The sequence below is a fragment of the Stenotrophomonas sp. YJH_SMC_48-3 genome (genome assembly GCF_059369375.1).
On the sequence record NZ_JCAFSQ010000003.1, the window covers coordinates 262,855 to 288,160 of the forward strand.

At 68.0% G+C, this 25,306-nt stretch carries 24 protein-coding genes and 1 pseudogene; 18 read left to right on the plus strand and 7 right to left on the minus strand.

What is annotated here, in order from left to right; all coding sequences use genetic code 11:
• Positions 1-56: 56 nt before the first annotated feature.
• Together rimO and AC5P65_RS06240 are read left to right on the plus strand one after the other, a co-directional pair.
• Positions 57-1,418, plus strand: coding sequence for a 30S ribosomal protein S12 methylthiotransferase RimO (gene rimO, locus AC5P65_RS06235; RefSeq protein ID WP_111098597.1), 1,362 nt, complete (start codon positions 57-59; stop codon positions 1,416-1,418).
• Entirely contained in the window at positions 1,418-2,248 is an 831-nt protein-coding gene (locus AC5P65_RS06240) for a DUF3025 domain-containing protein (RefSeq protein ID WP_111098605.1), read from the plus strand. Before rimO ends, AC5P65_RS06240 begins: the two co-directional genes overlap by 1 nt.
• Positions 2,249-2,405: 157 nt before the next feature.
• On the opposite strand, the gene greB is transcribed toward AC5P65_RS06240, so the two are convergent.
• The gene (greB, locus tag AC5P65_RS06245) at positions 2,406-2,912 is read right to left on the minus strand and encodes a transcription elongation factor GreB (RefSeq protein ID WP_111098598.1); all 507 of its coding nucleotides are present in this window, start codon (positions 2,910-2,912) and stop codon (positions 2,406-2,408) included.
• Positions 2,913-3,004: 92 nt separating this feature from the next.
• Positions 3,005-4,510: a helicase HerA-like domain-containing protein gene (locus tag AC5P65_RS06250; RefSeq protein WP_019660610.1), complete on the minus strand. Its 1,506-nt coding sequence runs from the start codon at positions 4,508-4,510 to the stop codon at positions 3,005-3,007.
• Between the two features lie 122 nt (positions 4,511-4,632).
• Here AC5P65_RS06250 and AC5P65_RS06255 point away from each other — a divergent pair, with 122 nt between their 5' ends.
• Both AC5P65_RS06255 and AC5P65_RS06260 read left to right on the plus strand, forming a co-directional pair.
• Positions 4,633-6,237, plus strand: coding sequence for a transglycosylase SLT domain-containing protein (locus AC5P65_RS06255; protein WP_021203406.1), 1,605 nt, complete (start codon positions 4,633-4,635; stop codon positions 6,235-6,237).
• 24 nt (positions 6,238-6,261) lie between these two features.
• A complete protein-coding gene (locus tag AC5P65_RS06260; RefSeq protein WP_021203407.1) occupies positions 6,262-6,609 on the plus strand; it encodes a ribonuclease E inhibitor RraB in 348 nt (115 codons plus the stop codon).
• Positions 6,610-6,716: 107 nt separating this feature from the next.
• On the opposite strand, the gene asd is transcribed toward AC5P65_RS06260, so the two are convergent.
• On the minus strand, positions 6,717-7,559 hold the full coding sequence (asd, locus tag AC5P65_RS06265) for an archaetidylserine decarboxylase (RefSeq protein WP_021203408.1): 843 nt from the start codon (positions 7,557-7,559) through the stop codon (positions 6,717-6,719).
• Positions 7,556-8,206: an SCO family protein gene (locus AC5P65_RS06270; RefSeq protein ID WP_021203409.1), complete on the minus strand. Its 651-nt coding sequence runs from the start codon at positions 8,204-8,206 to the stop codon at positions 7,556-7,558. The genes asd and AC5P65_RS06270 overlap by 4 nt, the downstream gene beginning before the upstream one ends.
• Positions 8,207-8,328: 122 nt before the next feature.
• Here AC5P65_RS06270 and prmB point away from each other — a divergent pair, with 122 nt between their 5' ends.
• The 9 genes and pseudogenes from prmB to AC5P65_RS06315 all read left to right on the plus strand — a co-directional run.
• A complete protein-coding gene (prmB, locus tag AC5P65_RS06275; RefSeq protein ID WP_021203410.1) occupies positions 8,329-9,258 on the plus strand; it encodes a 50S ribosomal protein L3 N(5)-glutamine methyltransferase in 930 nt (309 codons plus the stop codon).
• Entirely contained in the window at positions 9,255-10,358 is a 1,104-nt protein-coding gene (aroC, locus tag AC5P65_RS06280) for a chorismate synthase (protein WP_019660604.1), read from the plus strand. The genes prmB and aroC overlap by 4 nt, the downstream gene beginning before the upstream one ends.
• Positions 10,351-11,388, plus strand: coding sequence for a 2-hydroxyacid dehydrogenase (locus tag AC5P65_RS06285; protein WP_495215527.1), 1,038 nt, complete (start codon positions 10,351-10,353; stop codon positions 11,386-11,388). The genes aroC and AC5P65_RS06285 overlap by 8 nt, the downstream gene beginning before the upstream one ends.
• Positions 11,389-11,478: 90 nt before the next feature.
• Positions 11,479-12,507, plus strand: a complete 1,029-nt coding sequence (locus AC5P65_RS06290) for an aspartate-semialdehyde dehydrogenase (RefSeq protein ID WP_019660602.1) — start codon at positions 11,479-11,481, stop codon at positions 12,505-12,507.
• Positions 12,508-12,612: 105 nt separating this feature from the next.
• Complete coding sequence (locus AC5P65_RS06295) at positions 12,613-14,673, plus strand: FimV/HubP family polar landmark protein (protein ID WP_031270228.1); 2,061 nt, start codon at positions 12,613-12,615, stop codon at positions 14,671-14,673.
• A gap of 26 nt (positions 14,674-14,699) precedes the next feature.
• Positions 14,700-15,062, plus strand: coding sequence for a VOC family protein (locus AC5P65_RS06300; protein ID WP_021203413.1), 363 nt, complete (start codon positions 14,700-14,702; stop codon positions 15,060-15,062).
• 32 nt (positions 15,063-15,094) lie between these two features.
• The gene (truA, locus tag AC5P65_RS06305) at positions 15,095-15,865 is read left to right on the plus strand and encodes a tRNA pseudouridine(38-40) synthase TruA (protein ID WP_019660599.1); all 771 of its coding nucleotides are present in this window, start codon (positions 15,095-15,097) and stop codon (positions 15,863-15,865) included.
• Positions 15,862-16,518 (plus strand): phosphoribosylanthranilate isomerase, encoded by a 657-nt coding sequence (locus tag AC5P65_RS06310; protein ID WP_019660598.1) that lies wholly within the window; start codon positions 15,862-15,864, stop codon positions 16,516-16,518. The genes truA and AC5P65_RS06310 overlap by 4 nt, the downstream gene beginning before the upstream one ends.
• Before the next feature lie 68 nt (positions 16,519-16,586).
• A pseudogene (locus tag AC5P65_RS06315) lies at positions 16,587-17,015 on the plus strand (peptidoglycan-binding protein); the annotation flags it as partial.
• A gap of 48 nt (positions 17,016-17,063) precedes the next feature.
• Here AC5P65_RS06315 and AC5P65_RS06320 read toward each other — a convergent pair.
• Complete coding sequence (locus tag AC5P65_RS06320; RefSeq protein WP_111098600.1) at positions 17,064-17,951, minus strand: LysR family transcriptional regulator; 888 nt, start codon at positions 17,949-17,951, stop codon at positions 17,064-17,066.
• Between the two features lie 96 nt (positions 17,952-18,047).
• On the opposite strand from AC5P65_RS06320, the gene trpB reads away from it, so the two are divergent.
• From trpB to glmM, 5 genes are all read left to right on the plus strand, one after another.
• On the plus strand, positions 18,048-19,265 hold the full coding sequence (gene trpB, locus AC5P65_RS06325) for a tryptophan synthase subunit beta (protein ID WP_014647880.1): 1,218 nt from the start codon (positions 18,048-18,050) through the stop codon (positions 19,263-19,265).
• Positions 19,262-19,951 (plus strand): hypothetical protein, encoded by a 690-nt coding sequence (locus AC5P65_RS06330; RefSeq protein WP_495215528.1) that lies wholly within the window; start codon positions 19,262-19,264, stop codon positions 19,949-19,951. The genes trpB and AC5P65_RS06330 overlap by 4 nt, the downstream gene beginning before the upstream one ends.
• A 1-nt stretch (position 19,952) precedes the next feature.
• A complete protein-coding gene (gene trpA, locus AC5P65_RS06335; RefSeq protein ID WP_019660594.1) occupies positions 19,953-20,762 on the plus strand; it encodes a tryptophan synthase subunit alpha in 810 nt (269 codons plus the stop codon).
• 214 nt (positions 20,763-20,976) lie between these two features.
• The gene (gene accD, locus AC5P65_RS06340) at positions 20,977-21,852 is read left to right on the plus strand and encodes an acetyl-CoA carboxylase, carboxyltransferase subunit beta (RefSeq protein ID WP_019660593.1); all 876 of its coding nucleotides are present in this window, start codon (positions 20,977-20,979) and stop codon (positions 21,850-21,852) included.
• Positions 21,852-23,213 (plus strand): phosphoglucosamine mutase, encoded by a 1,362-nt coding sequence (gene glmM / locus AC5P65_RS06345; RefSeq protein WP_021203417.1) that lies wholly within the window; start codon positions 21,852-21,854, stop codon positions 23,211-23,213. Before accD ends, glmM begins: the two co-directional genes overlap by 1 nt.
• Before the next feature lie 79 nt (positions 23,214-23,292).
• Here glmM and AC5P65_RS06350 read toward each other — a convergent pair whose 3' ends face one another.
• Both AC5P65_RS06350 and AC5P65_RS06355 read right to left on the minus strand, forming a co-directional pair.
• Entirely contained in the window at positions 23,293-24,150 is an 858-nt protein-coding gene (locus tag AC5P65_RS06350; RefSeq protein ID WP_111098601.1) for a polysaccharide deacetylase family protein, read from the minus strand.
• Positions 24,143-25,288, minus strand: a complete 1,146-nt coding sequence (locus AC5P65_RS06355; RefSeq protein WP_058981121.1) for a glycosyltransferase family 4 protein — start codon at positions 25,286-25,288, stop codon at positions 24,143-24,145. The genes AC5P65_RS06350 and AC5P65_RS06355 overlap by 8 nt, the downstream gene beginning before the upstream one ends.
• Positions 25,289-25,306 lie beyond the last annotated feature (18 nt).

Genomic DNA, 25,306 nt, shown 5'->3' on the forward strand with positions numbered 1-25,306 from the left:
CCCAGGACCCCCTGCCATGCCGGCAGGGGCCCAGGCCCCCAGAGTCCCGCGATTCCATGTCCCAGCTGAACCCCAAAGTCGGCTTCGTCAGCCTTGGCTGCCCGAAGGCCCTTGTCGATTCCGAGCGCATCCTTACCCAGCTCCGCTCGGAAGGCTACGACATCGTCCCGTCCTACGATTCGGCCGACGTGGTGGTGGTCAACACCTGCGGCTTCATCGATTCGGCGGTGACCGAGTCGCTGGACGCGATCGGCGAGGCGATGAACCAGAACGGCAAGGTCATCGTCACCGGCTGCCTGGGCAAGCGCCCGGAGCAGATCCGCGAGGCCTACCCGAACGTGCTGGCGGTGTCCGGCCCGCAGGACTACCAGAGCGTGATGGAAGCGGTGCATGAAGCACTGCCGCCCAAGCACGATCCGTTCGTGGACCTGGTGCCGGACTACGGCATCAAGCTGACCCCGCGCCACTACGCTTACCTGAAGATTTCCGAAGGCTGCAACCACACGTGCAGCTTCTGCATCATCCCGTCGATGCGCGGCAAGCTGGTCTCGCGCCCGGTGGACGAGGTGCTGCGTGAGGCCGAGCGCCTGGTGCGTGGCGGCGTGCGCGAGCTGCTGGTGGTTTCGCAGGACACCTCGGCCTACGGCGTGGACGTGAGGTACGCCGAAAAGATGTGGCGCAACAAGGCCTACCAGACCCGCCTGAAGGCGCTGTGCGAAGGCCTGTCGGAGCTGGATGCGTGGGTGCGCATGCACTACGTCTACCCGTATCCGCACGTGGACGAGGTGGTGCCGCTGATGGCCGAGAACCGCATCCTGCCGTACCTGGACATCCCGTTCCAGCATGCCAGCCCGCGCATCCTGCGCCTGATGAAGCGCCCCGGCGCAGTCGAAAAGACCCTGGAGCGCGTGCAGAACTGGCGCCGCATCGCGCCGGACATCACCGTGCGTTCCACCTTCATCGTCGGCTTCCCGGGCGAGACAGAGGCCGAGTTCGAAGAGCTGCTGTCGTTCCTGGACGAAGCGCAGCTGGATCGCGTGGGCGCGTTCGCCTATTCGCCGGTAGAGGGCGCCACCGCCAATGACCTGCCCGACGCTGTGCCGGAAGAAGTAAAGCAGGAACGCCTGGCCCGTTTCATGGAGAAGCAGGCGCAGATTTCCGCCGCGCGCCTGGAAGCCAAGATCGGGACCGTGCAGCAGTGCCTGGTCGATGCCATCGAAGGCGATATCGCCGTGGCCCGCTCCAGGGCCGATGCGCCGGAGATCGACGGCCTGGTGCATATCCAGAACGCCGATCAGGTGCCGCTGCGGGTGGGCGAGTTCGTCGACGTGGAAATCACCGAGAGCGACGAGCACGACCTGTACGGCGATGCGCTGCCGGCCAATGCCCGCCCGGCGTTCGACCTCAAGGTACTGTGATCGCAACGGCCGCCGCCGGTGACGGCAGCGGTGTCCGGCGCTTCGTGCCGCCGCCGCGTGCGGCGGTCGATCCGCAGGTGTTCGCGCATCCGTTGTTTGCCGGATTGCAGGATTTCCGGGATCTGCTGCTCGGCCCTCGCTGGCCGTCCATCGCTGCACTTGATGCGCGCCTGGCATTGCCCGGGAAGCGCCTGGTTGAACAGGACGCCGCGCTGCTGGCCGATGGCCTGCACTACGAAGCCCGCATCGCGCAGGGGCGCATCGCCACCCGCGCAGACAACTGGCACGACCTGTTCAATGCGCTGGTCTGGGCCTCATGCCCACAGCTGAAGCATGCGCTCAATGTGCAGCAGTGCGGGCATATCGAGGCCATGCCGCCTGGCCAGCGCAACCGCGCGCAGGCCGCGTTGACCCAGTTCGACGAAACCGGTGTGATCGTGCGCGTGCGCGATGACTCACTGCGGGCTGCCTGGGATGCACACGACTGGCCCGCGTTGTTTGACCCGGTGAACTGGCAGAGCGATGACATCGCCATCACCGCGGTATTCGGGCATGCGCTGATGGAACAGGCACTGCTGCCGGGGCGATTGCTGGTGGGCAAGTGCGTGGTGGTGCACAGCGATGCCGATGCGGCCTGCGTTGACGCGGTGGCCGTGGCCATCGCCGAGGGCAGGGCGGTGACCGATCCCTTGCAGCTGCGTCCGCTGCCGTTGGCTGGAATCCCGGGGTGGCACGAGGGACAGGATGCCGCCTTCTATCGCAATGCCGACTACTTCCGCCCGCTGCGTGCCGGCCGCGCATACCCGCCGCCATTGCACGGGGCCATGTAGAGTCGACTGTCAGTCGACTGCTCTTCGTTCCGAGGCCGTGAGCGCCTGACAGATGGCTTTGGCGAGTCACCAACCGCGATGAAGATCGCGGTGCGTTTGCCGTCCCGCTGTGGAGGTTTGTGCCGCGCTTCGCGCGGTAGTCGACTGACAGGCGACTCTACACCGTCTCGTATTCCACGCCGATCACCGCAAAGGTGAACCGCCCGCCGGGCAGCTCCACCGAAAACTCGTCATCCAGCCGCTTCTTCAGCAGCGCACGCGCCAGCGGCGAGTCGATGCTGATCCAGCCCTGGCCTGCGTCGGTCTCGTCCGGGCCGACAATGCGGTAGCGGCTGGTGTCGCCACTGTCCACGTTCTCCAGCTCCACCCACGCGCCGAAGAACACCGCCAGCGGATCGGTTGGCGTAGTGTCGACCACGCGCAGTGATTCCAGCCGCTTGGTCAGGTAGCGCACGCGGCGGTCGATCTCGCCCAGCTGCTTCTTGCGGTAGGTGTACTCGGCATTTTCCGAACGGTCGCCTTCTGCGGCGGCTGCGGCCAGTGCTTTCACCACTTCGGGTCGCCGTACCCGCCACAGGTCATCCAGTTCGGCCTTCAGCCGAGCGTGGCCGGAGGCGGTGATCAGGGCGGTGCTCTTTTCTGCAGGGGGACGCCAGCGCGACATGCAATACGACTTCTTTTCCGGAGGACGAGCGGAGGGGGGGGCAGACTCCGCTTCCGCGGGAAGGGCTCTGACCCCAGCAGCGGCGGATCAGATCAGCGCTTGCCACCGAAGATGCCGCCCAGCAGGCCGCGCACGATCTGGTTGCCCAGCTTGGTGCCGACCGTGCGCGTGGTCTGCTTGGCCATGGTCTCGATCATGCCCTGGCGGCGCTTGGTGCCGAAAATCGCATCCTTGATCGCCTGGCCGAAACCGCCTTCCTGCGCATCGTCCTGTTCGCGGCTGCGCGCGGCTGGCGCCTGCGCCTGCTCGACGCTCTTCTGTGCGCGCTGGGCCAGCAGTTCGGCAGCCGATTCGCGGTTGATCGCGGTGTCGTAGCGACTGCCGACCGGGCTGCCGGCACGCACCTGGGCGCGCTCGGCTTCGGTGATCGGCCCCATCCGGCAGCGTGGCGGCGCGATCATCGTCTGCTGCACCGGCATCGGCACGCCCTTGTCCTGCAGCGTGGAAACCAAGGCCTCACCGGTGCCGAGCTGGCTCAGTACCTTGGCCACGTCCAGCTTCGGGTTCGGCACGAACGTCTCGGCCGCGGTCTTCACCGCTTTCTGGTCGCGCGGGGTGAACGCCCGCAGCGCGTGCTGCACGCGGTTGCCGAGCTGGCCGAGGATGTTGCCCGGCACGTCGTCGGGGAACTGCGAGCAGAAGTACACGCCCACGCCCTTGGAGCGGATCAGGCGCACCACCTGCTCGATGCGCTGCACCAGCGACGGCGGTGCGTCGTCGAACAGCAGGTGGGCCTCGTCGAAGATGAAGACCAGCTTCGGCTTGTCCAGGTCGCCCACCTCCGGCAGTTGTTCGAACAGCTCCGACAGCAGCCACAGCAGGAAGGTGGAATAGAGCTTGGGCTTGAGCACAAGCTGGTCGGCGGCGAGGATGCCGATCATGCCGCGGCCGTCGTGATTGACCCGCATGATGTCGGCCAGTTCCAGGGCCGGCTCACCGAAGAAGTTCTCGCCGCCATCCTGCGCCAGGCGCAGCACCGACCGCTGGATCGCGGCGATCGACTGCGCGCTGACCAGGCCGTATTCGGTGGAAATGTCCTTGCGCTCCTCGGCCACCAGGCCAAGCAGGGCGCGCAGGTCGTCCATGTCCAGCAGCAGCAGGCCACGATCGTCGGCCAGCTTGAACACGATGTCGAGCACGCCGGACTGGGTGTCGTTCAACTCGAGGATGCGCGCCAGCAGGGTCGGGCCCATCTCGCTGACCGTGGTGCGCACCGGATGCCCGAGCTTGCCGTACAGGTCCCAGAAAATGGTCGGGCTGGCGGCCGGTGCGTAGTCGGCCACGCCGATCTCGGCGGCGCGCTTGAGCAGGTTCTCCGCGCCGGTGCCCGGCACGGCCAGGCCGGACACGTCGCCCTTCACGTCGGCGAGGAATACGGGTACGCCCAGTCGCGAAAAGCCTTCGGCCAGGGTCATCAGGGTCACGGTCTTGCCGGTGCCGGTGGCGCCGGCCACCAGGCCGTGGCGGTTGCCGAGTTTCGGCAGCAGGGTGACGGCCACATCGTCGGTGATGCCTTTGCCGAGCAGAATCGGATCCATGGTCCAGCCCTTGTGGTGAATAGCCCAATGTTAACCGCCGGCAGTGGCAGTCCGAAGGTCGGCTTGCCCCGACCTTGGCGGCGCCGCTACTCTGCCTGCCTGTTTCGCACACAGTGCCATCAATGCCCGTTTCTGTCCTGATTTCCCGCGGTTGGCCGCTGCTGGCCCTGGCCGGCCTGGTTTCCCTGGCGCCCGACGCCCATGCGCAGCGGGTCTCGGCCCGGGACAAGGCGAAGGTGGATGCGCTGCAGCAGCGCATGACCGTCGCCGAGAAGCGCTACAGCGATGCGCTGCTGCTGGTCGCCAATGCCGACCCCAAGGGCAGCAACGAGGCCGACGCCGCGCTGGAGGACATGGAAGACGTTCTCAACGACTGCGTGAAGCAGAAGGGCTGCCAGATGGGCACGCTGCTGGCCAGCTACAAGCGCCTGCTCAAGCACGACGCCGATGCGGCGGGCAGCGATGAGGTGGCCGACGAGGGCGGTGACCGGCTGGAAGCCGACCCCGACCATATCGGCCCGCTTACCGCCGACGTGCCGGAGGCGGCCCGCGCCGCTGCGCTGCTCAACGACAAGCGGCACGCCTTCGACAGCATGGTCGAATACAACCCGGCCGTGCAGGCGGGCATCCGCCGCTGGCTGACCGACATGCGCCCGGCGCTGCTGACCAGCTACGAGAACTACCAGAACCTGCGTGCGGTGATGTGGCCGGAGTGGGAAAAGCGCGGCCTGCCCGAGGCGCTGCTGTTCGGCATCATGGCCAAGGAGTCCAACGGCCGCGTGCATGCCTCCTCGCGCGCCGGCGCCGCCGGCCTGATGCAGTTCATGCCGGCTACCGGCCGCCGCTTCGGCCTTGGCCCGGATGGCACCGGCTTCGACACCCGCTTTGACGCGCGCAGCGCCGCCGAGGCCAGCGCCAGCTATCTCAACGAGCGCCTGCGCGAACTGAACAACAACGTGGAAATGTCGGTGGCCGCCTACAACGGTGGTGAAGGCCGTGCCGCGCGCGTGTTCAAGCAGAGTGCGGGCCAGAGCTTCTGGACCGACAGTGTCTACAACCAGTTCCCCGGCGAGACCAAGGACTATGTGCCGATGGTGATCGCGGCGGCCTGGATCTTCCTGCACCCGCAGCAGTACGGCGTGGAATTCCCGAAGATCAGCGCGCAGCCGGCCACGCTGCGCCTGGCCAAGTCCACCACCATCTACGAACTGACCATCTGCCTGGGCAGCCACGGCACCCGCGATGGCTACATGCGCGCGCTGCGCAACCTCAACCCGCGCTATGAAGCCGACGGCTGGATTCCGGCCGGCACGCTGATCAACGCTACCACCCGCATCGCCGGCCTGTACCAGCGCAACTGCGTCAGCGGCCCGCGTGCCGACCTGGCCCGTACCCTGATCACCGCCGACCTGAACGCGGCGATCAAGCGCCCGGCCGCCGCCGGCTACACCGGCAGCGTGGCCGTGGGCGGCGTGGTGCCGGTGGCCGACGCCGCAGCCTCCACCAGCGTGCCGACCACCCCGGTCGCTCCGGTGGCCGCGCCGCGCCCGGCCGCACGGCCAAAGCCGCCGCGCAGCCACAAGGTGGGCCGGGGTGAAACCCTGGGCGCCATTGCCGCGAAGTTCCAGTGCGATGTGCCGACCCTGGCCCGCGCCAACGGCCTGAAGGCCCCGGCCTACAGCCTGCGCCAGGGCCAGACGCTGAAGCTGCAGGGCTGCGACAAGTAATTCCCACGACCGCTGGAATCTGCAATGGACCTCGAAGACACCCGCAACCTGTTCGCCAACCTCCGCGAAAACACCGACTGGGACATCAAGGGCCCGTTGCTGTGGGGGTACTTCTTCGTGCACTCCACCGCTGAGCCGCTGCAGGCGCTGGCAGAGCACCTGCAGGCGGAGGGCTATACCTTCGTGGAATTGTTCGAGCAGGAGCCGGAAGAGGGCGACGCGCCGTTCCACGTGCTGCATGTAGAGCGCGTGGAGATCCACGACGAAGCCTCGCTGGACCGCCGCAACCAGGAATTCGCAGCGCTGGCCGCAGAGAATGGCGTGGAAGACTACGACGGCATGGACGTCGGTCCGGCCCCGGTCCTGCAGTAACGCGCTTCTGGCTGTAGAGCCGAGCCCATGCTCGGCTTCCTTTGCCCACAGAAATGCATGGCCGGTTGCAGCCAGTAGCCGAGCATGGGCTCGGCTCTACATGTACCTCAGCGCAGCTTCGCCAGCGCCTGGCCCAGCTGCACCGGGCTTTCAGCGGCCAGCTGCGGGGCGAACTCAGCCACGCCCGGCGGCAGCAGCACGATCACGGTCGAACCGTAGTTGAAGCGCGCCATCTCGGCGAAGCGCTCCAGCCTGATGCCCTGGCCGCGGTAGTCCTTGCGCGTGATGCGGTCGCCATAATGCGGAATTTCCTCGCCGCTCCACACGGTTTCGACGCCCGATACCAGCAACGCACCCACCATCACGCTGACCATCGGGCCGAAGCTGGTGTCGAAGTGGCAGACCAGGCGCTCGTTGCGGGCGAACAGGCGCGGCACGCCGTTCACTGCGGCCGGGCCGACGCTGAACAGGCGGCCCGGCACGTGCACGGTCTCGCGCAGGGTGCCGGTCCACGGCATGTGCACGCGGTGGTAGTCGCGCGGCGACAGGTACACGGTCGCGTACAGGCCGTCGTTGTACGGTTTGGCGTCCTCGTCACTGCCCAGCAGTTCGGCGGCGGTGAACGATTGGCCCTTGGCCTGGAAGATGCGGCCGGCCTCGATCCTGCCGAGCTGGCTGATGCGGCCGTCGGCCGGCATCACCAGGCTGCGCGGATCGGCGTCGGCCACGCGCGCGCCCGGCTTCAGCGCGCGGGTGAAGAACTGGTTGAAGGTCGCATAGCTGCGCGGGTCCGGGTTGGCCGCTTCGTCCAGGTTCACGTTGAACTTGCGGGTGACCGTGTCGATCAGCCAGCGCGACACGCGCGGATCGTCCGAGTACGCCAGCGAACGCGCCATCGAAGACAGCAGGCGGTGGGGCAGGGCGTACGTCAGGGCGGTGGTGAGGCTCATGGGGCGGTTTTCTCGGTCAGCTTCTGCAGGTCGCGGGCGATCGCCGGCGCGTTGAACGGGGGGCGTACCAGGCCGGCAAGGCGGCCCTGCGGGTCGAGCACGGCCAGGCTGGCCGAATGCTCGACGGTGTAATCCTCGGGGTTCTCGTCGAAGTGCTTGCCCGGCACCTTCTGGAACACGAAACCGAGCGAGGTGGCGAAGCGCTCCAGCGACGGGATATCGGCGGTGGCGGCCAGGGTGTCCTTGTGGAAGCCGTGCGCGTATTCGCCGAGCCGGGTGGCGCTGTCACGATCCGGGTCGACCGAGATGAACAGCACGCGCGGGCGCAGGCTGTCGGGCAGGGCCTCCCACTGGTTCTGCGCGCCAGCCAGCTCGGCCAGGGTGGTCGGGCAGACGTCCGGGCAGAAGGTGAAGCCCAGGAACACCAGCGTCCAGTGGCCCTTCAGCTCGCCCGGTATCAGGCGGGTGCCGTCGGACTGGGCCAGGTTGAAGTCGGGCAGTTCGCGCGGCTGCGGGTACAGCGTGATCGCTTCGGTGGCCGGGGCATTGGCCGGCGGCTTCGGCGCAAACACCTGCTGGGCGGCCAGCAGGCCCAGGCCCGCCGCCAGGGCGATCAGCAGGATGATGCCGGCATTGCGATTGAACATGGGTGCCCCCGCGCGAAGTGGGCTCCATCATACCGGGTGAGGCCGGATCGTTTCCGCCGCAACGGATGCTGCCGCGGGCGCCAGCCCCTATAATCGGGGCCCACTTTGCCCGCAGTACCGCCATGACCGCTGAAACGGCCGCCGAACTCCACACGATCATCGATCTGATCCGCTACGGCACCAGCCGTTTCAACGAAGCCGGGCTGACCTTCGGTCACAGCTACGACAATGCGCTGGACGAGGCCACCCAGCTGGTGCTGCACAGCCTGCACCTGCCGCACGATCTGGGCCCGGCCTATGGCCAGGCGCGCCTGCTGCAGGCCGAAAAGCTGCGCGTGCTGGAACTGTTCCAGCGTCGCATCGATGAACGCATCCCGGCCGCCTACCTGACCGGTGAGGCCTGGTTCGCCGGCCTGAGCTTCAAGAGCGACAAGCGCGCGCTGGTGCCGCGTTCGCCGATCGCCGAACTGATCGAATGCGGCTTCGAGCCGTGGCTGGCCGGCCGCGATGTCAGCCGTGCGCTGGACCTGTGCACCGGTTCGGGCTGCATCGCCATCGCCATGGGCCACTACTACCCGAACTGGGAAGTGGATGGCGTCGACCTCAGTGACGAAGCACTGTCGCTGGCCGAGGAAAACAAGGAACGCCTGCAGGCGCACAACGTCACCCTGATCAAGTCGGACCTGTTCAACGGCCTGACCGGCCGCCACTACGACCTGATCGTCACCAACCCCCCGTACGTCACCAACGACGAGACCGACGCCCTGCCGCAGGAATACTCCTACGAGCCGGAGATGGGCCTGCGTGCCGGCGACGACGGCCTGGACCTGGTGCTGAAGATCCTGCGTGACGCGCCGCTGCACCTGAGCGAGGACGGCCTGCTGATCTGCGAAGTGGGCGAATCCGAGCAGCACCTGATCAAGCTGCTGCCGGAAGTCGATTTTTCCTGGATCGAGTTCAAGGTCGGCCAGATGGGTATCTTCGCGGTCGAATGCCGCGAGCTGATCGCCCACAGCGCACGCATCACCGAACTGGCGGCGCAGCGCCCGTGAGCTCCAATTCGTTCGGCAAGCTGTTCACCGTCACCACGTTCGGCGAGTCGCACGGGCCGGCCATCGGCTGCGTGATCGATGGCTGCCCTCCGGGGCTGGCGCTGGACGCGGCCGAATTCGCCCACGACCTGCAGCGCCGTGCCACCGGCAAGAGCCGGCACACTTCCGCGCGGCGCGAGGCCGACGAGGTCGAGATCCTCTCTGGCGTGTACGAGGGCCTGACCACCGGCACCCCGATCGCGCTGCTGATCCGCAACACCGACCAGCGCAGCAAGGACTACGCCAACATCGGCCAGCAGTTCCGGCCGGGCCATGCCGACTACAGCTACTGGCACAAGTACGGCATCCGTGACCCGCGCGGTGGCGGCCGTTCCTCGGCGCGCGAAACCACCATGCGCGTAGCCGCCGGGGTGGTCGCCAAGAAGTGGCTGGCCGAGCGCTTCGGCGTGACCGTGCGCGGCTACCTGTCGCAGCTGGGCGACATCACCCCGGCCGGTTTCGACTGGTCGGCGGTGGAAGACAACCCGTTCTTCTGGCCGCACGCTGCACAGGTGCCCGAACTGGAGGCGTACATGGACGCGCTGCGCAAGTCCGGAGATTCGGTCGGTGCGCGCGTGGACGTGGTCGCCGACAACGTGCCGCCGGGCTGGGGTGAGCCGATCTACGGCAAACTCGACGGTGAACTGGCTGCCGCGCTGATGAGCATCAACGCGGTGAAGGGCGTGGAGATCGGCGACGGTTTCGCCAGCGCCGCGCAGAAGGGCACCGAACACCGCGACCTGCTGACCCCGCAGGGCTTCGCCAGCAATCACGCGGGTGGCATCCTCGGTGGCATTTCCACCGGCCAGCCGGTGGTCGCCTCGATCGCGTTGAAGCCGACCTCCAGCCTGCGCCTGCCGGGCCCGTCGCTGGATACGTCCGGCAACGTGGTCGAGGTGGTCACCACCGGCCGCCACGACCCCTGCGTCGGCATCCGCGCCACCCCGATCGCCGAGGCGATGGTAGCGATGGTGCTGATGGACCAGGCGCTGCGCCACCGCGCGCAGTGCGGCGATGTCGGCACGGTCACCCCGCGCATTCCCGGGCAGATCGATGGCTGACACGCGGCCGATCGTGTGGGTGAGCCAGCCGCTGATCGACGCGGCCATCGCGCCGCTGCGCGATCGCGTGCAGCTGCGCAGCACCGACACCGTCACCGCCTGGGCGCCGGACCAGATCGCCGAACAACTGGCCAGCGCCGACGGCGCGATCATCACGCTCAACGAGCGCATCGGCGCGACCCAGGTGGCCGGCGCCCCGCAGCTGCAGGTGATCGCCAATGTCGGGGTGGGCTTCAACAACCTGGATGTGGACGCGCTCAGCGCGGCCGGCATCCTGGCCAGCAACACGCCGGACGTCCTGACCGAAACCACCGCCGATCTCGGTTTCGCCCTGCTGATGGCCACCGCGCGCCGCATTACCGAGTCCGAGCGCTGGCTGCGCGAAGGGCAGTGGCAGCAGTGGTCGTTCCAGACCATGCTCGGTGCCGATATCCACGGCAGCACGTTGGGCATCCTTGGCATGGGCCGCATCGGCCAGGGCATCGCCCGTCGCGGCGCGCACGGTTTCGGCATGAACGTGCTGTACCACAACCGTTCGCAGCTGCCGGCGGCGACCGAGGCGGAATTGGGCGCGACCTATGTGGATCTGGATACGCTGCTGGCACAGTCCGACCACCTGCTGCTGGTGCTGCCGTACACGCCGGCCTCGCATCATCTGATCGATGCCGCCGCACTGGCGAAGATGAAGCCGTCGGCGACGCTGGTGAATATCGCCCGCGGTGGCCTGGTCGATGAGATCGCGCTGGCCGACGCGCTGGCCAACGGTCGCCTGGCTGCGGCGGGCCTGGATGTGTACGAGGGCGAGCCAACGGTGCGCCCGGAACTGCTGGCGCTGCGCAACGTCGTGCTCACTCCGCATATCGGCAGCGCCTCGCTGGCCACGCGCACGGCGATGGTACAGCTGGCCGTGGATAACCTGGTTGCTGGGCTCGGCCTGGACGGCGGCCCGTCGCGCATGCCGAGCGCGATCAACGCTGATGCGGCGATGGCCGCGCGCGTGACGCTGGGCAAAAAAACCGGGAAACGATAGGGAACCTCCGCGCGCCCCGCTTGAGGAGGTTCCCCGAACCCAGCTGTCGTGCGTGTTTTTCCCCATTCCCGTTTTCGTGAGAGTTCCCCCATGAGCAATGCACAGCGCAGTTTCCACGTCGCCGTCGTCGGTGCCACCGGCGCCGTCGGCGAGACCATGTTGTCGATCCTGGCCGAGCGTGATTTCCCGGTCGGCACCCTGAGCGTTCTCGCCTCCGAGCGTTCGGCCGGCGGCGAGATCGAGTTCAACGGCCAGAAGGTCAAGGTCCAGGACCTGGCCACCTTCGATCCCACCGGCGTCGAGATCGCCCTGTTCTCGGCCGGTGGCAGCGTGTCCAAGGAGTACGCACCGAAGTTCGCCGCAGCAGGCGCGGTGGTGATCGACAACTCCTCGGCCTTCCGTTACGACGATGACGTGCCGCTGGTGGTGTCCGAGGTCAACCCGGAACAGGTCGCCAACCGTCCGCGCGGCATCATCGCCAACCCGAACTGCTCGACCATGCAGATGCTGGTGGCGCTGGCACCGCTGCACCGCAAGTACGGCATCGAGCGCATCAACGTCTCCACCTACCAGTCGGTGTCCGGCGGCGGCCGCTCGGCGATGGAGGAACTGGGCAAGCAGACCGGCCAGCTGCTCAGCTTCCAGGAGATCGATCCGCAGCGTTTCCCGGTGCAGATCGCCTTCAACCTGATCCCGCACATCGATGACTTCCAGGACAACGGCTTCACCAAGGAAGAAATGAAGCTGATCTGGGAGACCCGCAAGATCCTCGGCGATGACAGCATCCTGGTGAACCCGACCGCGGTGCGCGTGCCGGTGTTCTACGGCCACTCCGAGTCGGTGGCGATCGAGACCCGAGACAAGGTCACGGTCGCCGAAGCGCGCGCGCTGCTGGAGCAGTCGCCGGGCATCGAAGTGGTGGATCGCCACGAGGCCGGTGGTTACCCGACCCCGGTCACCCACGCCTCAGGCACCGACGCGGTGTACGTCGGCCGCATCCGCGAGGACCTCTCGCACCCGCGTGGCCTGAACCTGTGGATCGTGTCGGACAACGTGCGCAAGGGCGCAGCCCTGAATGCCGTACAGCTGGCCGAGCTGGTTGCCGCCGAGCAGCGTTGATCGGCGCGGTCGCCTCACCGGGTAGTGCCGGCCGCTGGCCGGCATTGCCTCAAGGGTCTTTCCGGTGGGTGCGGACCTTGGTCCGCACGCTTTATAGTGTCGCCCATGAATAAACGGGCCAGGGGCGCAAAGCGCCCGCTCACCTATCTGTCCGCAGCGCTGCTCGCCTTGGCCAGCAGTTCGGCGCTCGCCCTGGGGTTGGGCGACATCCGCGTCCTGTCCAGGCCGGGCCAGCCCCTGCTGGCAGAAATCCCGGTCGTTTCGGCCGATCCGTCCGAGCTGGAAAACCTGCGGGTGGCCTTGGCCTCGCCGGTCACTTTCGAGCGTGTCGGCCTGCAGCGGCCGACCGGACTGGTCAGCGAACTGCAGTTCGAGCTGACCCGCGACACGCAGGGCAGAGCGGTGGTGCGGGTGACCTCGCAGGCACCGGTGGAGACGCCGTCGCTGAGCTTCCTGATCGAAGCCGACTGGGGCCAGGGCCGCCTGGTGCGCGAGTACTCGGCGCTGGTCGATGCGCCGCCCAGTGCGCTGGCCGTGGCCGAGCCGGAAATCGTCGCGCCGGCAGGCACGCTCTCCAATACGATCGTGCGCGAACCTGCACCGGCTTTGGCAACGGTGCCAGCCGCAGAGGCGCCCGCTGCGCCGCCATCTACGGTGGCGGCTGCAGCAGCACGCCCGCGTGCGGCCTCCGCGCCGGTCGCTGCACCGGCGGCCGATGGCAGCGTCACCGTACAACGCGGTCAGACCCTGTCGCAGATCGCCAGGGTGGTGGCGCGTGGCAACCAGGTCAGTCGCGACCGCGCGATGATCGCCCTGCTGCGTGCCAATCCCGAAGCCTTCATCCGTGGCAACGTCAACCTGCTCAAGCAGGGCGCGGTGCTGCGCATGCCGGGCAGCGATGCGCTTGCGGCGGTCGACGCCGCCGAAGCGGCGACGCTGGTGCGCGAGCACGCCGCGCAATGGCGTCAGGCGCGTACCGTGCCGCAACCGGCGGGCATGCTCGCACCGGTTGCCAGGGCGGCAGCCACGAACGCTTCTTCCCCGGCTGCGGCCAACGGGCCACGGCTTGAGATCGCTCCGGCGCTGGCGTCAGACGCCGCGCACGCGGGCACAACCACCGGCACAGCTGCCGGCAGCGAGGGCGACATGCTGGGCAACGAACAACTGCGTCAGGCGCGTGAGGACATCGCCACCCGTGATGCCGAGATCGGCGAGCTGAAGCAGCGCGTGGCCGACCTGGAGAAACTCAGGGAACAGCAGCAGTCGCTGATCGCGATGAAGGACAACGACCTGGCCGCTGCGCAGCAGCGCCTGGCGCAGGCGCCGGGTGCTCGTGATGCGGCGACACCGTGGTACTGGCTGGGGCTGCCGGTACTGCTGCTGGTGGCGGGGGCGGCCTGGCTGCTGCGTCGTCGCAAGCCGTCGCCGTTGCCGCCGCTGCGTGAGGAAGACGATGCCGCCGGCCTGGCCGCAGCGGTGCCGGCAGGTGCCGCGCTGGATGCGCTGGCCGAGCAGTCCTCGTGGTCGTCGCCTGATGCCGGCAACGGCCGCCAGGAACCGGCGATGCCTGCGTGGGCGACCGGAACCGAAGTGCACGACGTGGTGGTCGCCGAACCCACCGCTGAGCACGCGGTGCGGGCCGACCAGGAGGCCGACACGCTGCGCGACCAGGACGCGGTGGCATTGCCTGAAGCGGTGACCGATCTGCCGCGCTGGGACGATCCCGCAACCACCGGCGACGAGGTGGTCCCGGCCGAGCCGGTGCAGGACGATAGCGTTGTACCGCAGGTGCCGGCCGAAGTGGTGGTGCCAGACTACGCACTGCATGCCGAACGGCAGCCGCAGTTCCGCGGGGTGTTCGATCTGCCGGCCGACGCGCATGAGAACCCGTCTCCGGCGCATGCCGCAGGTCCCGAAGCCATCGACGGCATCGACCGTGGCAGCACCGAGGCTGCTCATTCCGACGACACCGCGTCGAGCGCACCCGCGCCTGCCGATGACGCGGGCTGGTCGCCACGTGCCGGCCAGGAGCGCCTGGAACTGGCCATTGCCTACCTCGATCTGGGTGACGCGCAGACGGCGCGCACCTTGTTGCTGGAAGTGGCCGAGGGCGGTGACCTGCACAGCCAGGCGCAGGCCCGCGAACTGCTTGCCCGCCTGCCGTGACCGAACCCGCCGACAAGGACCCTGCCATGAGCCGCGAGCGCCGTATCGACTACGTTGAATTCGCCTCCAGCGACCCGGCCGCCAGCCGTGCCTTTTTCGAAACGGCGTTCGGCTGGTCATTCGTCGACTACGGCAGCGACTACACGGCTTTCGACGATGGCCGCCTGCAGGGCGGCTTCTTCCGTGGCCAGCCGCAGCGGGCCGACGACAGCGGTGCACCGCTGCTGGTGCTGTATGCCGACGATCTGGCTCCGGTCGAGGCCGCCGTGCGCGACGCCGGCGGCCAGATCGTACGCCCGGTGTTTTCCTTCCCCGGTGGCAGCCGCTTCCAGTTCGTCGAGCCCGGTGGCAACGAACTGGCGGTCTGGTCCGAACGCGATCCGGCCTGAGCGCCGCCCCACCCGCAACATCGAGGTAGCACATGCGTTATGCGCTTGGCGTCGAGTACGACGGCAGCGATTTCAGGGGCTGGCAGAACCTGGGCGAGGGTGGTCCCAGCGTGCAGGCCAGCCTCGAGCAGGCCCTGTCATCGGTGGCGGATGCGCCGCTGCAGGTGGTCTGCGCCGGCCGCACCGATGCCGGTGTGCACGGCCAGTGCCAGGTCGTGCATTTCGACACTGACGTGGTGCGTGACCCGCGCGCCTGGATGCTCGGCACCACCACCCGCCTGCCGCGTTCGATCGCGGTGCGCTGGTGCGTGCCGGTGGCCGATGATTTTCATGCGCGCTTCTCGGCACGTGCGCGCCGCTACCGCTATCGGCTGCTCAACCGCGAGGTGCGGCCCGCGCTGGACCGGCAGACCCTGAGCTGGGAGCGCCGCGCGCTGGACGAGACCCTGATGCACGCCGCCGGCCAGGCCCTGCTCGGCGAGAACGATTTCAGCGCGTTCCGTTCGGTGCAGTGCCAGGCGCTGCATGCCCGGCGTGAGCTGCAGTCATTGCAGGTCAGCCGCCAGGGCGAAGTGATCGAAGTCGCAGTGCGTGGCAATGCATTTCTTCATCACATGGTCCGCAATATCGTCGGATCGTTGATCCTGGTGGGCAGCGGCGAAAAACCGGTGGAATGGATCGCCGAACTGCTGGCTGGGCGCGACCGCACCGTAGCTGGTCCCACCGCACCGCCGCAGGGCCTGGTGTTCCTTGGGCCCCTGTACCCCGACAACTGGCATCTGCCCGCCGAGGTCACGCTATGAGCCGTTCCTACTACCGTACACGCATCAAGTTCTGTGGAATGACCCGCGCCGGCGATGTCCGCCTGGCCGGTGAGCTGGGCGTGGACGCGGTGGGTTTCATCTTTGCCCGCGAGAGCAGCCGCCGGGTCGCGCCTGCCGAGGCGCGCGCGATGCGCCAGGCAATCGCGCCTATGGTCGACGTGGTTGCGCTGTTCCGCAACAACAGCAAGGAAGAAGTGCGCGAGGTGCTGCGCACGGTACGACCGACGCTGCTGCAGTTCCATGGCGAGGAGGACGAGAGCTTCTGCCGCAGCTTCAACATGCCGTACCTGAAGGCGATCGCCATGGGGGGGCGCGAAGAGGTCAATGCCCGCACCCTGCAACTGCGTTATCCCAGCGCTGCCGGCTTCCTGTTCGACAGCCACGCGCCGGGTGGCGGTGGCGGCACCGGCGTGGCGTTCGACTGGGGCCGCGTCCCGACCGGATTGCATCGGCCGTTCCTGCTGGCCGGTGGCCTGAACCCGGAAAACGTCTACGACGCCGTGCTGGCGACGCTGCCGTGGGGCGTGGACGTCTCCAGCGGTATCGAACTGGAGCCGGGCATCAAGGACGGTTACAAGATGCGCACCTTCGTCGAGGAAGTGCGGCGCGCCGATTGCACCGTCCTGGAGTGATCCGCGTCACCTGAGGGGCGCCGGGATGTCATCGTCGACGGTGAGCCTTGCAGCAGACCCTCAACCAGGGACTGTCCGCCGACGGCATCGTCGGTCGCCACACCGCTGCCGCCCTGGCGGCGGGGCGTGTGCAGGGTCATGAACCCGCAGCGGCTGTGCCCAAAGGGCCGTCGCTCAACGATGCATCGCATCCGGACCACGCACTGCACAACGCGGTCCGCAGCAAGCTTCCCAGCGTGTTTTCCGAAGAGGCTGCGGCCAATATCACCCTGCATGCAAAGCAGGACGGTATCGACGCGGCCCACAAGCTGCAGAGCATCACGGTGCAGGATGGCAAGCCGTTCGTGATGGGCACGACGCCGGGCTTCCGCACCGCTGTCGATCTGGCCCAGGCGCTGCCGCCGCTGGAGCAGACCAGTGCCAAGCTGCTGGCAGATCCGTCGCACCAGCAGCAGGTGCATGAGGAGCAGCAGCGGGTCGCGATGGGCGGTCGCTGAGGCCTGCATTGCCGGCTCCGGGAGGTGGATGCCGCCCGGGGCCTCGTCTCATCGCAGTTGCGCTGCTGCCCAGTCGGCCAGGGCGTCTACCCGTGCATCGGCCGGGCCATCCGGCCGCGCCAGCACCCAGAAGCCGCCGGTGGCCGCAAACCCCCACGGTGCGACCAGCCGGCCTGCTGCCAGATCTTCGGCCACCAGCGGCTCGGGCGCGATTGCCGGGCCCAGCCCGGCCACGGCTGCTTCCAGCAGGTAATAGAGATGTTCGAAAGCGGTGCCCAGCTGCAGCTTTGACGGGTCTAGGCGGTGTGCCTGCGCCCAGGCGGGCCAAGCCTGTGGACGTGACGTGGTGTGCAGCACGGTTTCCTGCAGCAGTGCCGAGGGCGGTGCCTGCCGCAGGCGCTGCGCCGCCGGATGTGACGGGGCCACCACCACACCGACCCGTTCCGGTGCCAGCTCGCGGACCTGCCAGCCCCGTGGCCACGGTCCCTGCGCCAGCAACAGCACGGCGTCCAGCGCCGCCTGCGCTTCGGTGAAACTGCCGTCCAGCGCCGACCACTGCAGGCGCACGCCGGGCAGGGCGGCCTGCAGCACGGGCAGGCGCGGAATCATCCAGCGCGCCAGAACGCTGCCGCTGCAGCCCAGTACCAGTGCTGGGGAGGTCGCGGGCCGCCGCAGCTCGCGCACGCAGCCTTCGATCCCGGCGAAGGCCTCGCTGCACGCTGCCTGCAGGCGCGTGCCCGCAGCGGTCAGGCGCAGGCCGCGACCGGCACGCTGGAACAGCGCCAGGCCCAGATGATCCTCCAGCAGCTTCAGTTGCCGGCTGACCGCGCCGTGGGTGACGTGCAGGTCCTGTGCGGCGCGCCCGACGCCGCCAAGGCGGGCAGTGGCTTCGAACGCGCGCAGCGCATTGAGGGGAGGCAGCAGGGAGCGGCTCACGTGAGATTTCCTGACGATATGTGCCAGATAATATCCATTTTCCGGTCATGACCCGTGCGCTAGAGTATCCACCTGTCTGAACCACCGGTCGTATCCATGTCTGCCTCCCCCATTGCCGACTACCACGCCTTCCCGGATGCCCAGGGCCACTTCGGCCGCTACGGCGGCAGCTTCGTCGCCGAAACCCTGGTCGGCCCGCTGCAGGAACTGGCCCAGGCCTATGACCAGGCCCGCCAGGACCCCGCGTTCCAGGCGGCCTATGACCGCGACCTGGCGCACTACGTGGGCCGGCCGAGCCCGATCTATCACGCCCAGCGCCTGAGCGATCACGTCGGCGGCGCGCAGATCCTGCTCAAGCGCGAGGACCTGAACCACACCGGTGCGCACAAGATCAACAACACCATCGGCCAGGCACTGCTGGCCGCACGCATGGGCAAGAAGCGCATCATCGCTGAGACCGGCGCCGGCCAGCATGGCGTGGCCAGTGCCACCGTTGCCGCGCGTCTGGGCCTGGAATGCGTGGTCTACATGGGCGCCACCGACATCGAGCGGCAGAAGATCAACGTCTACCGCATGAAGCTGCTCGGTGCGACGGTGGTGCCGGTCACCTCCGGCTCGGCCACCCTGAAGGACGCGCTCAACGAAGCGATGCGCGACTGGGTGACCAACGTGCAGGACACCTTCTACATCATCGGCACCGTGGCTGGACCGGACCCGTACCCGCGCATGGTGCGCGACTTCAATGCCATCGTCGGCCGCGAAGCGCGTGAGCAGATGCTGGCCGAGTACGGCCGCCTGCCCGATGCGATCACCGCCTGCGTCGGCGGCGGCAGCAACGCCATCGGCCTGTTCCACGCCTTCCTCAACGATCGCCAGGTCGAGATCGTCGGCGCCGAAGCCGCCGGTGATGGCATCAGTACCGGTCGCCATGCCGCCTCCATCGCGGCAGGCCGCCCCGGCGTGCTGCACGGCAACCGCACGTACGTGCTGTGCGACGATGACGGCCAGATCATCGAGACCCATTCGGTGTCGGCCGGCCTGGACTATCCGGGCGTCGGCCCGGAGCACGCGTTCCTGGCCGATACCGGCCGCGCGCGCTACCTCGGCATCACCGACGAGGAAGCGCTGCAGGCCTTCCATCTGCTGGCGCATACCGAGGGCATCCTGCCCGCGCTGGAATCCAGCCATGCGCTGGCACAGGCAATCAAGCTGGCGCGTGAGCGTCCGCGTGACCAGATCGTGCTGTGCAACCTGTCCGGCCGCGGCGACAAGGACGTGCACACCATCGCCGCGCGCGAAGGGCTTGTGCTGTGAATCACGTGCTGCGCCACGGCGGGGCGCTGGTGCTGGTGATCGGCATGGGCGGCTGCACGCCGCCCGATCCACCGGTGCTTGCCCCGGCCCCGGCCGCCCCCGCGGCGATCGCCCCGGCACGCGAACCGGCCAGCAACGACGATGAGGCCGCACATCGCCCGATCGAGGGCCCGGCGATGTTCACGGCAGGCGATGGCGGCGAGGACCAGGCGGCCCGGGCGGTGGTGTCGGTGGCCCTGGACCATGCCGGTGAGGTGCTGATCGGCCAGCCCTTCAGCGAACTGCAGGGCGAGGCGCAGTGGCACTCGGCCGGGCTGGGCGAGTCGACCGCTGGGCGTTGCGAGTACTACGAGCGCGGCACGCTGCCCGAGGGCGTGGCGATGATGGTGCAGGACGGCGACGTGGTGCGCTTCGACCTGGCCCCCATCGACGAGTCCGGCCAGGTGGTGCTGCAGCCGGGGCCGTTCGGCCTTCATCTGGGCATGCCACGCGCGCAGGCCTTCCAGCAGTTGCCCAAGGGCGTTTCCACGCAACCCTATGGTGATGATGCGGAGGCCGGCGAGAGCCTGCTCTGGCAGGACCCCGGTTCCGACCTGGCGATCCGTGTGGAGATCGTCGACGGCACCATCTCCCGAATGTACTGGGGCGCCAGCGGCGCCGTTGACCTGATCGAAGGATGTACCTGACATGTCCGTATCCCGACTCGATGCCTGCTTCCAGCGCCTGCGCGAACAGCAGCGCAAGGCGCTGATTCCCTTCATCACCGCAGGTGATCCCTCGCTGGAAGCCACCGTGCCGGTCATGCACGCGCTGGTCGATGCTGGTGCCGACGTGATTGAACTGGGCGTGCCGTTCTCCGATCCGATGGCCGATGGCCCGACCATCCAGCGTAGTTCCGAACGCGCGCTGGCGCGGGGAGCCGGCAGCCGCTATGTGCTGCAGGCGGTGGCGCAGTTCCGGGAGCGTGATGCGCACACCCCGGTGGTGCTGATGGGCTACCTGAACCCGGTGGAGATCCACGGTTACGCTGCCTTCGCCGGGGCGGCCGTGCAGGCTGGCGTGGACGGGGTGCTGCTGGTCGACCTTCCGCCGGAAGAAGCCGTTGAAGCGCAGCAGGCCTTCGATGCAGCGGGCCTGGCGCTGGTCCTGCTGGCGTCGCCGACCACCAGCCAGGCGCGTGCCGACAAGCTGCTGGCCCTGGCTCGTGGCTACCTTTATTACGTCAGCTTTGCCGGCGTGACCGGCGCCTCCGAGCGCCTGGACAGCGACGCCGCCAGCGCCCGCCTGCAGGCGTTGCGCGCGCGCGCCTCGGTGCCGGTGGTGGCGGGCTTCGGCATCAAGGACGCCGGCAGTGCCGCAGCCATGGCCCGCCAGGCGGATGGCGTGGTGGTCGGAAGTGCGCTGGTGGCGGCGCTGGCCGAAGCGGGCTCGGCTGAAGACGCGGCCCAGCGTGCGCGGGCGTTCCTCGCCCCGCTGCGGCAGGCGCTGGACGCGTAGCGGTAATGCTGGCCGCTGGCCGGCATCGTCCGTACCCACCCGCGTGCAGGGCCGCCGGCCAGCGGCCGGCACCGCGCAGCACCTAAACGTACGTCCCAGCATGGTTTTTCGGGCTGCCCCGTAGCTGGCAAGGGGGTGCACGGCCGGGGAAAGCGGAGCTAGACTGTCCGCCTTTGCGGCCCATGGGCCGCCCTGAACGGAAGTGTCCTCCCGCATGAGTTGGCTCAGCAAGTTGATGCCGTCCGGCATCCGCACCGACAACACCCCCAGCAAGAAGCGCAGTGTCCCCGAGGGCCTGTGGGAAAAGTGCAGCAACTGCGGCAGCGCGTTGTACCGTCCGGAACTGGAAGAGAACCTGGAGGTCTGCCCGAAGTGCGGCCACCACATGGCGATCCGCGCGCGTGCGCGCCTGGCGGCCCTGTTCGATGCCGACAGCACCACCGAGATCGGTGCGCGCCTGGGACCGACCGACCTGCTCAAGTTCAAGGATCAGAAGAAGTACAGCGAGCGCATCAAGATCGCGCAGAAGAACACCGGCGAATACGACGCGCTGATCGCCATGCGCGGCCTGCTCAAGGGCCGTGCGCTGGTCGCCTCGTCGTTCGACTTCGCCTTCATGGGGGGCTCGATGGGCTCGGTGGTGGGCGAGCGTTTCGCGCTCGCCGCAGAAACCGCGGTCGAGATCGGTGCGCCTTACGTGTGCTTCTCGCAGAGTGGCGGCGCGCGCATGCAGGAAGGCCTGTTCTCGCTGATGCAGATGGCCAAGACCTCCGCTGCGCTGGGCAAGCTGCGTGAAGCCGGGCTGCCGTACATCTCGGTGCTGACCCATCCGACCACCGGCGGCGTTTCGGCGTCGTTCGCGATGCTGGGCGACATCAACATCGCCGAACCGCAGGCACTGATCGGCTTCGCCGGCCCGCGCGTGATCGAGCAGACCGTGCGCGAGAAGCTGCCGGAAGGTTTCCAGCGTTCGGAGTTCCTGCTGGAGCACGGTGCCATCGACCAGATCTGCGATCGCCGCGAACTGCGCGACCGCCTGTCCGATCTGCTCGCCATGCTGGGTCGGCAGCCCGCGCCGCAGGTAGCCTGATGGGTGCCCGCAAGTACTTCGGCACGGACGGCATCCGTGGCCGGGTCGGGCAGGGCGTGATCTCGGCCGACTTCGTGCTGCGCCTGGGCAATGCGCTGGGCCGTGTCCTGCTCGCCCAGCGTGGCCAGGACGGACGCCGGCCGATCGTGGTGATCGGCAAGGACACCCGCATTTCCGGCTACATGTTCGAGGCGGCGCTGGAGGCCGGCCTGGTCGCCGCCGGTGCCGACGTGCAGCTGCTGGGTCCGATGCCGACCCCGGCGGTGGCGTTCCTGACCCGCACGCTGGGCGTGGACGCCGGCATCGTCATCAGCGCCTCGCACAACCCGCATTACGACAACGGCATCAAGTTCTTCTCGGCCCAGGGCGAGAAGCTCGACGATGCCACCGAGCTGGCCCTGGAGGCGGCGCTGGACGTTCCGTTCACCACCGCCGAATCGGAAAAGCTGGGCAAGGCATTCCGTGCACGCGAAGCGGTCGGCCGCTACATCGAATTCTGCAAGGCCAGCGTGCCGCGCACATTCGATCTGCGTGGCCTGCGCCTGGTGCTGGATTGCGCGCATGGTGCCACCTACCAGATCGCGCCGCTGCTGTTCCGCGAACTGGGTGCCGAGGTGATCGGCATCGGCGCCGAGCCCAATGGCATCAACATCAACGCAGGCGTGGGCTCCACCCATATCGACAACCTTGCGGCCAAGGTCCGCGAGACCGGCGCCGATCTCGGTATCGCCTTCGATGGTGATGGCGACCGCGTGCTGATGGCCGACGACCAGGGCAACCCGGTCGATGGCGATGACCTGCTGTACATCCTGGCCCGTGCCTGGAAGGCCGAAGGCCGCCTGCGCGGCCCGGTGGTCGGCACGCTGATGAGCAACTATGGCATCGAGAAGGCCCTCGCCGACCTGCAGATTCCATTCGTGCGCAGCAATGTCGGCGATCGCTACGTGCACCAGGCGCTGATCGAAGGCGGTGGTGTGCTCGGCGGTGAAGCCTCCGGCCACCTGCTGTGCCTGGACCGCGCCACCACGGGGGACGGCATCGTCAGCGCCCTGCAGGTGCTGGTCGCGCTGCGCAACAGTGGGCAGACCCTGCGCCAGGCGCTGAAGGGCCTTGTGCGGGTACCGCAGAAGACCGTGAACGTGCGTCTGGGCAATGTCCCGGCCAAGACTGCGGTGCAGTCTGAAAGCGTGCAGTCCGCGCTGGTTGTGGCGCAGCAGGCTGTCGCCGGCCGTGGCCGCGCGTTCCTGCGCCCGTCCGGTACCGAGCCGGTGGTGCGGGTCACGGTCGAGGCCGATGACGCCACGCTGATGCAGGACACGCTGGACCGCCTGTCCGCAGCGGTGCGTGAAGCCGCTGCCTGAAGCGCGTGCACATACGCACCAACGAAAAACGCCCCGCAAAGCCGGGGCGTTTTTCATTCAACCGGCAGGGGCGTGGTGCTTATGGCCCCGGCACCATCTTCTTCTGGCGCGCTTTGAAGCCATTGAACACTGGCGCGATCAGCGGGTTGTAGCTCTGCGCGATGCGCTTGCGCAGCCAGCTGGCCGGGCGGTTGCGGATCGCGAAGCGGTAGATCCGCTCCGGATCACCGCCGACCACGTTGCGGCCGAACGGGTGGGTGGTGTGCAGGTAGCGGAAGCCCTGCTCGCGTGCCACCTCGATGTGGTCCTGGTCGAAATCGCCGTAGGGCCAGCACAGCGTATCGGACACCTCGCCCAGCTTGTCCTGCAGGACGTCGCGCGAGATCGCCAGATCCCGGCTGAGGCCCGCACGGCGCTGCGCACGGTCCAGATCGTCGCGGCGCAGCCAGCGGGTGTGGGTGTGGGTATGGCAATGCACTTCGAAGGTGCCGGCGGCAATGGCCGCGCGTGCTTCGCTCCAGCGCATCATCACGTCGTCGCTGCGGTCCTGCTCGTAGATCGCCGCTTCGCAGCCACGATGGTCCGGCGTCGACGGCAGTGCCGCGCCGGCAATGCCGGCGTGCGGACGTTCCGGGCCTTCGCCCATCCAGCCGGTGACCACGAACACCACCGCGTGCATGCCGTACTTCTGCAGGATCGGGTGCGCATACACCCAGTTGTCGAGATAGCCATCGTCGAAGGTGATGACGATCGACTTGCGCGGCACCGGCTTGCCGGCCAGGAAGCCGGCGTACTGCTCCAGCGTCAGTGAGGTCCAGCCATTGGCTGCCAGCCACGCAATCTGGCTTTCGAAGTTCTCCGGCGACACGGTGATCATGCCCGGCGAAGGGCTGACGTGGTGGTGCATCAGCACCGGAACGGTTCGTGCATCAGCCATGTCCCAGCTCCTTCAGCCACTGGTGGTAGTAGTGTTCGGTCGCTTCACCGTGGCCGTCCGGCGTGAAGCGATGTGCGCCGTGCATCCACTCCCAGCCAGCGCGCCCCATCTGCCGTCGCCGTTCCGGGTCGTCCACCAGCAGGCGCAATGCACCTGTCAGGGCGGCATTGTCACCCAAACGGGTGAGGATCGCATTGCTGCCATCGATCACCATCTCCGGCACGCCGCCCACCCGCGTGGCGACGATCGGTACGCCCACGTAGGCCGCTTCCAGGAATACGGTGCCGGCCGCTTCCTTGTGCGAAGCCAGTGCGAAGATGTCGAAGCCGGCCATCAGCCTGCAGGCTCCATCGCGGTAGCCGAGCAGGTGGACCTGGCGCTGCAGCCCGTGCTCGGCGCACATCGCCTGCAGTCGTTCCGTCACGGCCTGGCCATCACCGACAATCACCAGGTGCAGGTCCGGGTTGGCTTTGCACAGCGGCACCATCGCCTGCAGCAGGTCGGCATGGCCTTTGGGCTCACGCAGCACGGCCACGCAGCCGACCACGATGTCCTGCTCGCCGAAGCCAAGCTCGGCACGCACCTCCGCACGTACGTCCTGCAGGCACTGCCAAGGATCGGCCTTGCGGATATCACTCCAGCGTGGAGGCACCGCGATCGGCGGCACGATACCAATGCGCTCGGCTGGAATGCCGCGGTCGACCAGCAGTTGCTTGACGAAGCTGCTGACGGTCAGCACCCGGTGTGGAAGCTTGGTATAGGTCAGCAACGAGTTGACCGGGCTCATCAGATGGCGCGAGCGCACCACCAGCGGCGTGCCGCCCAGGCGTGCACCGGCGGCGGCGATCAGCGCATCGCGGCGGCTGGTGGTATTGACCACGTCGAAGCGTTCGCGGCGCACCAGCCGCGATACCGACCACATGCCGCGCAGCAGGCGTGCCAGGCCACCCATGCGCAGCGTATGCACGGTGAATCCGTCCTCGCGTGCCAGTGTGGCCAGGCGTGCATCGGGCTGGCACAGCAATGACACCTCATGGCCACGCGCGCGCATCACCTGCATGTGCCGGAAGATGTAGATCTCCTGCCCGCCCATTCCCTTGGCGGCTTCGGTATGCAGGATGCGCAGAGGACGGTTCATGCAGGATCGGTCCTTGAA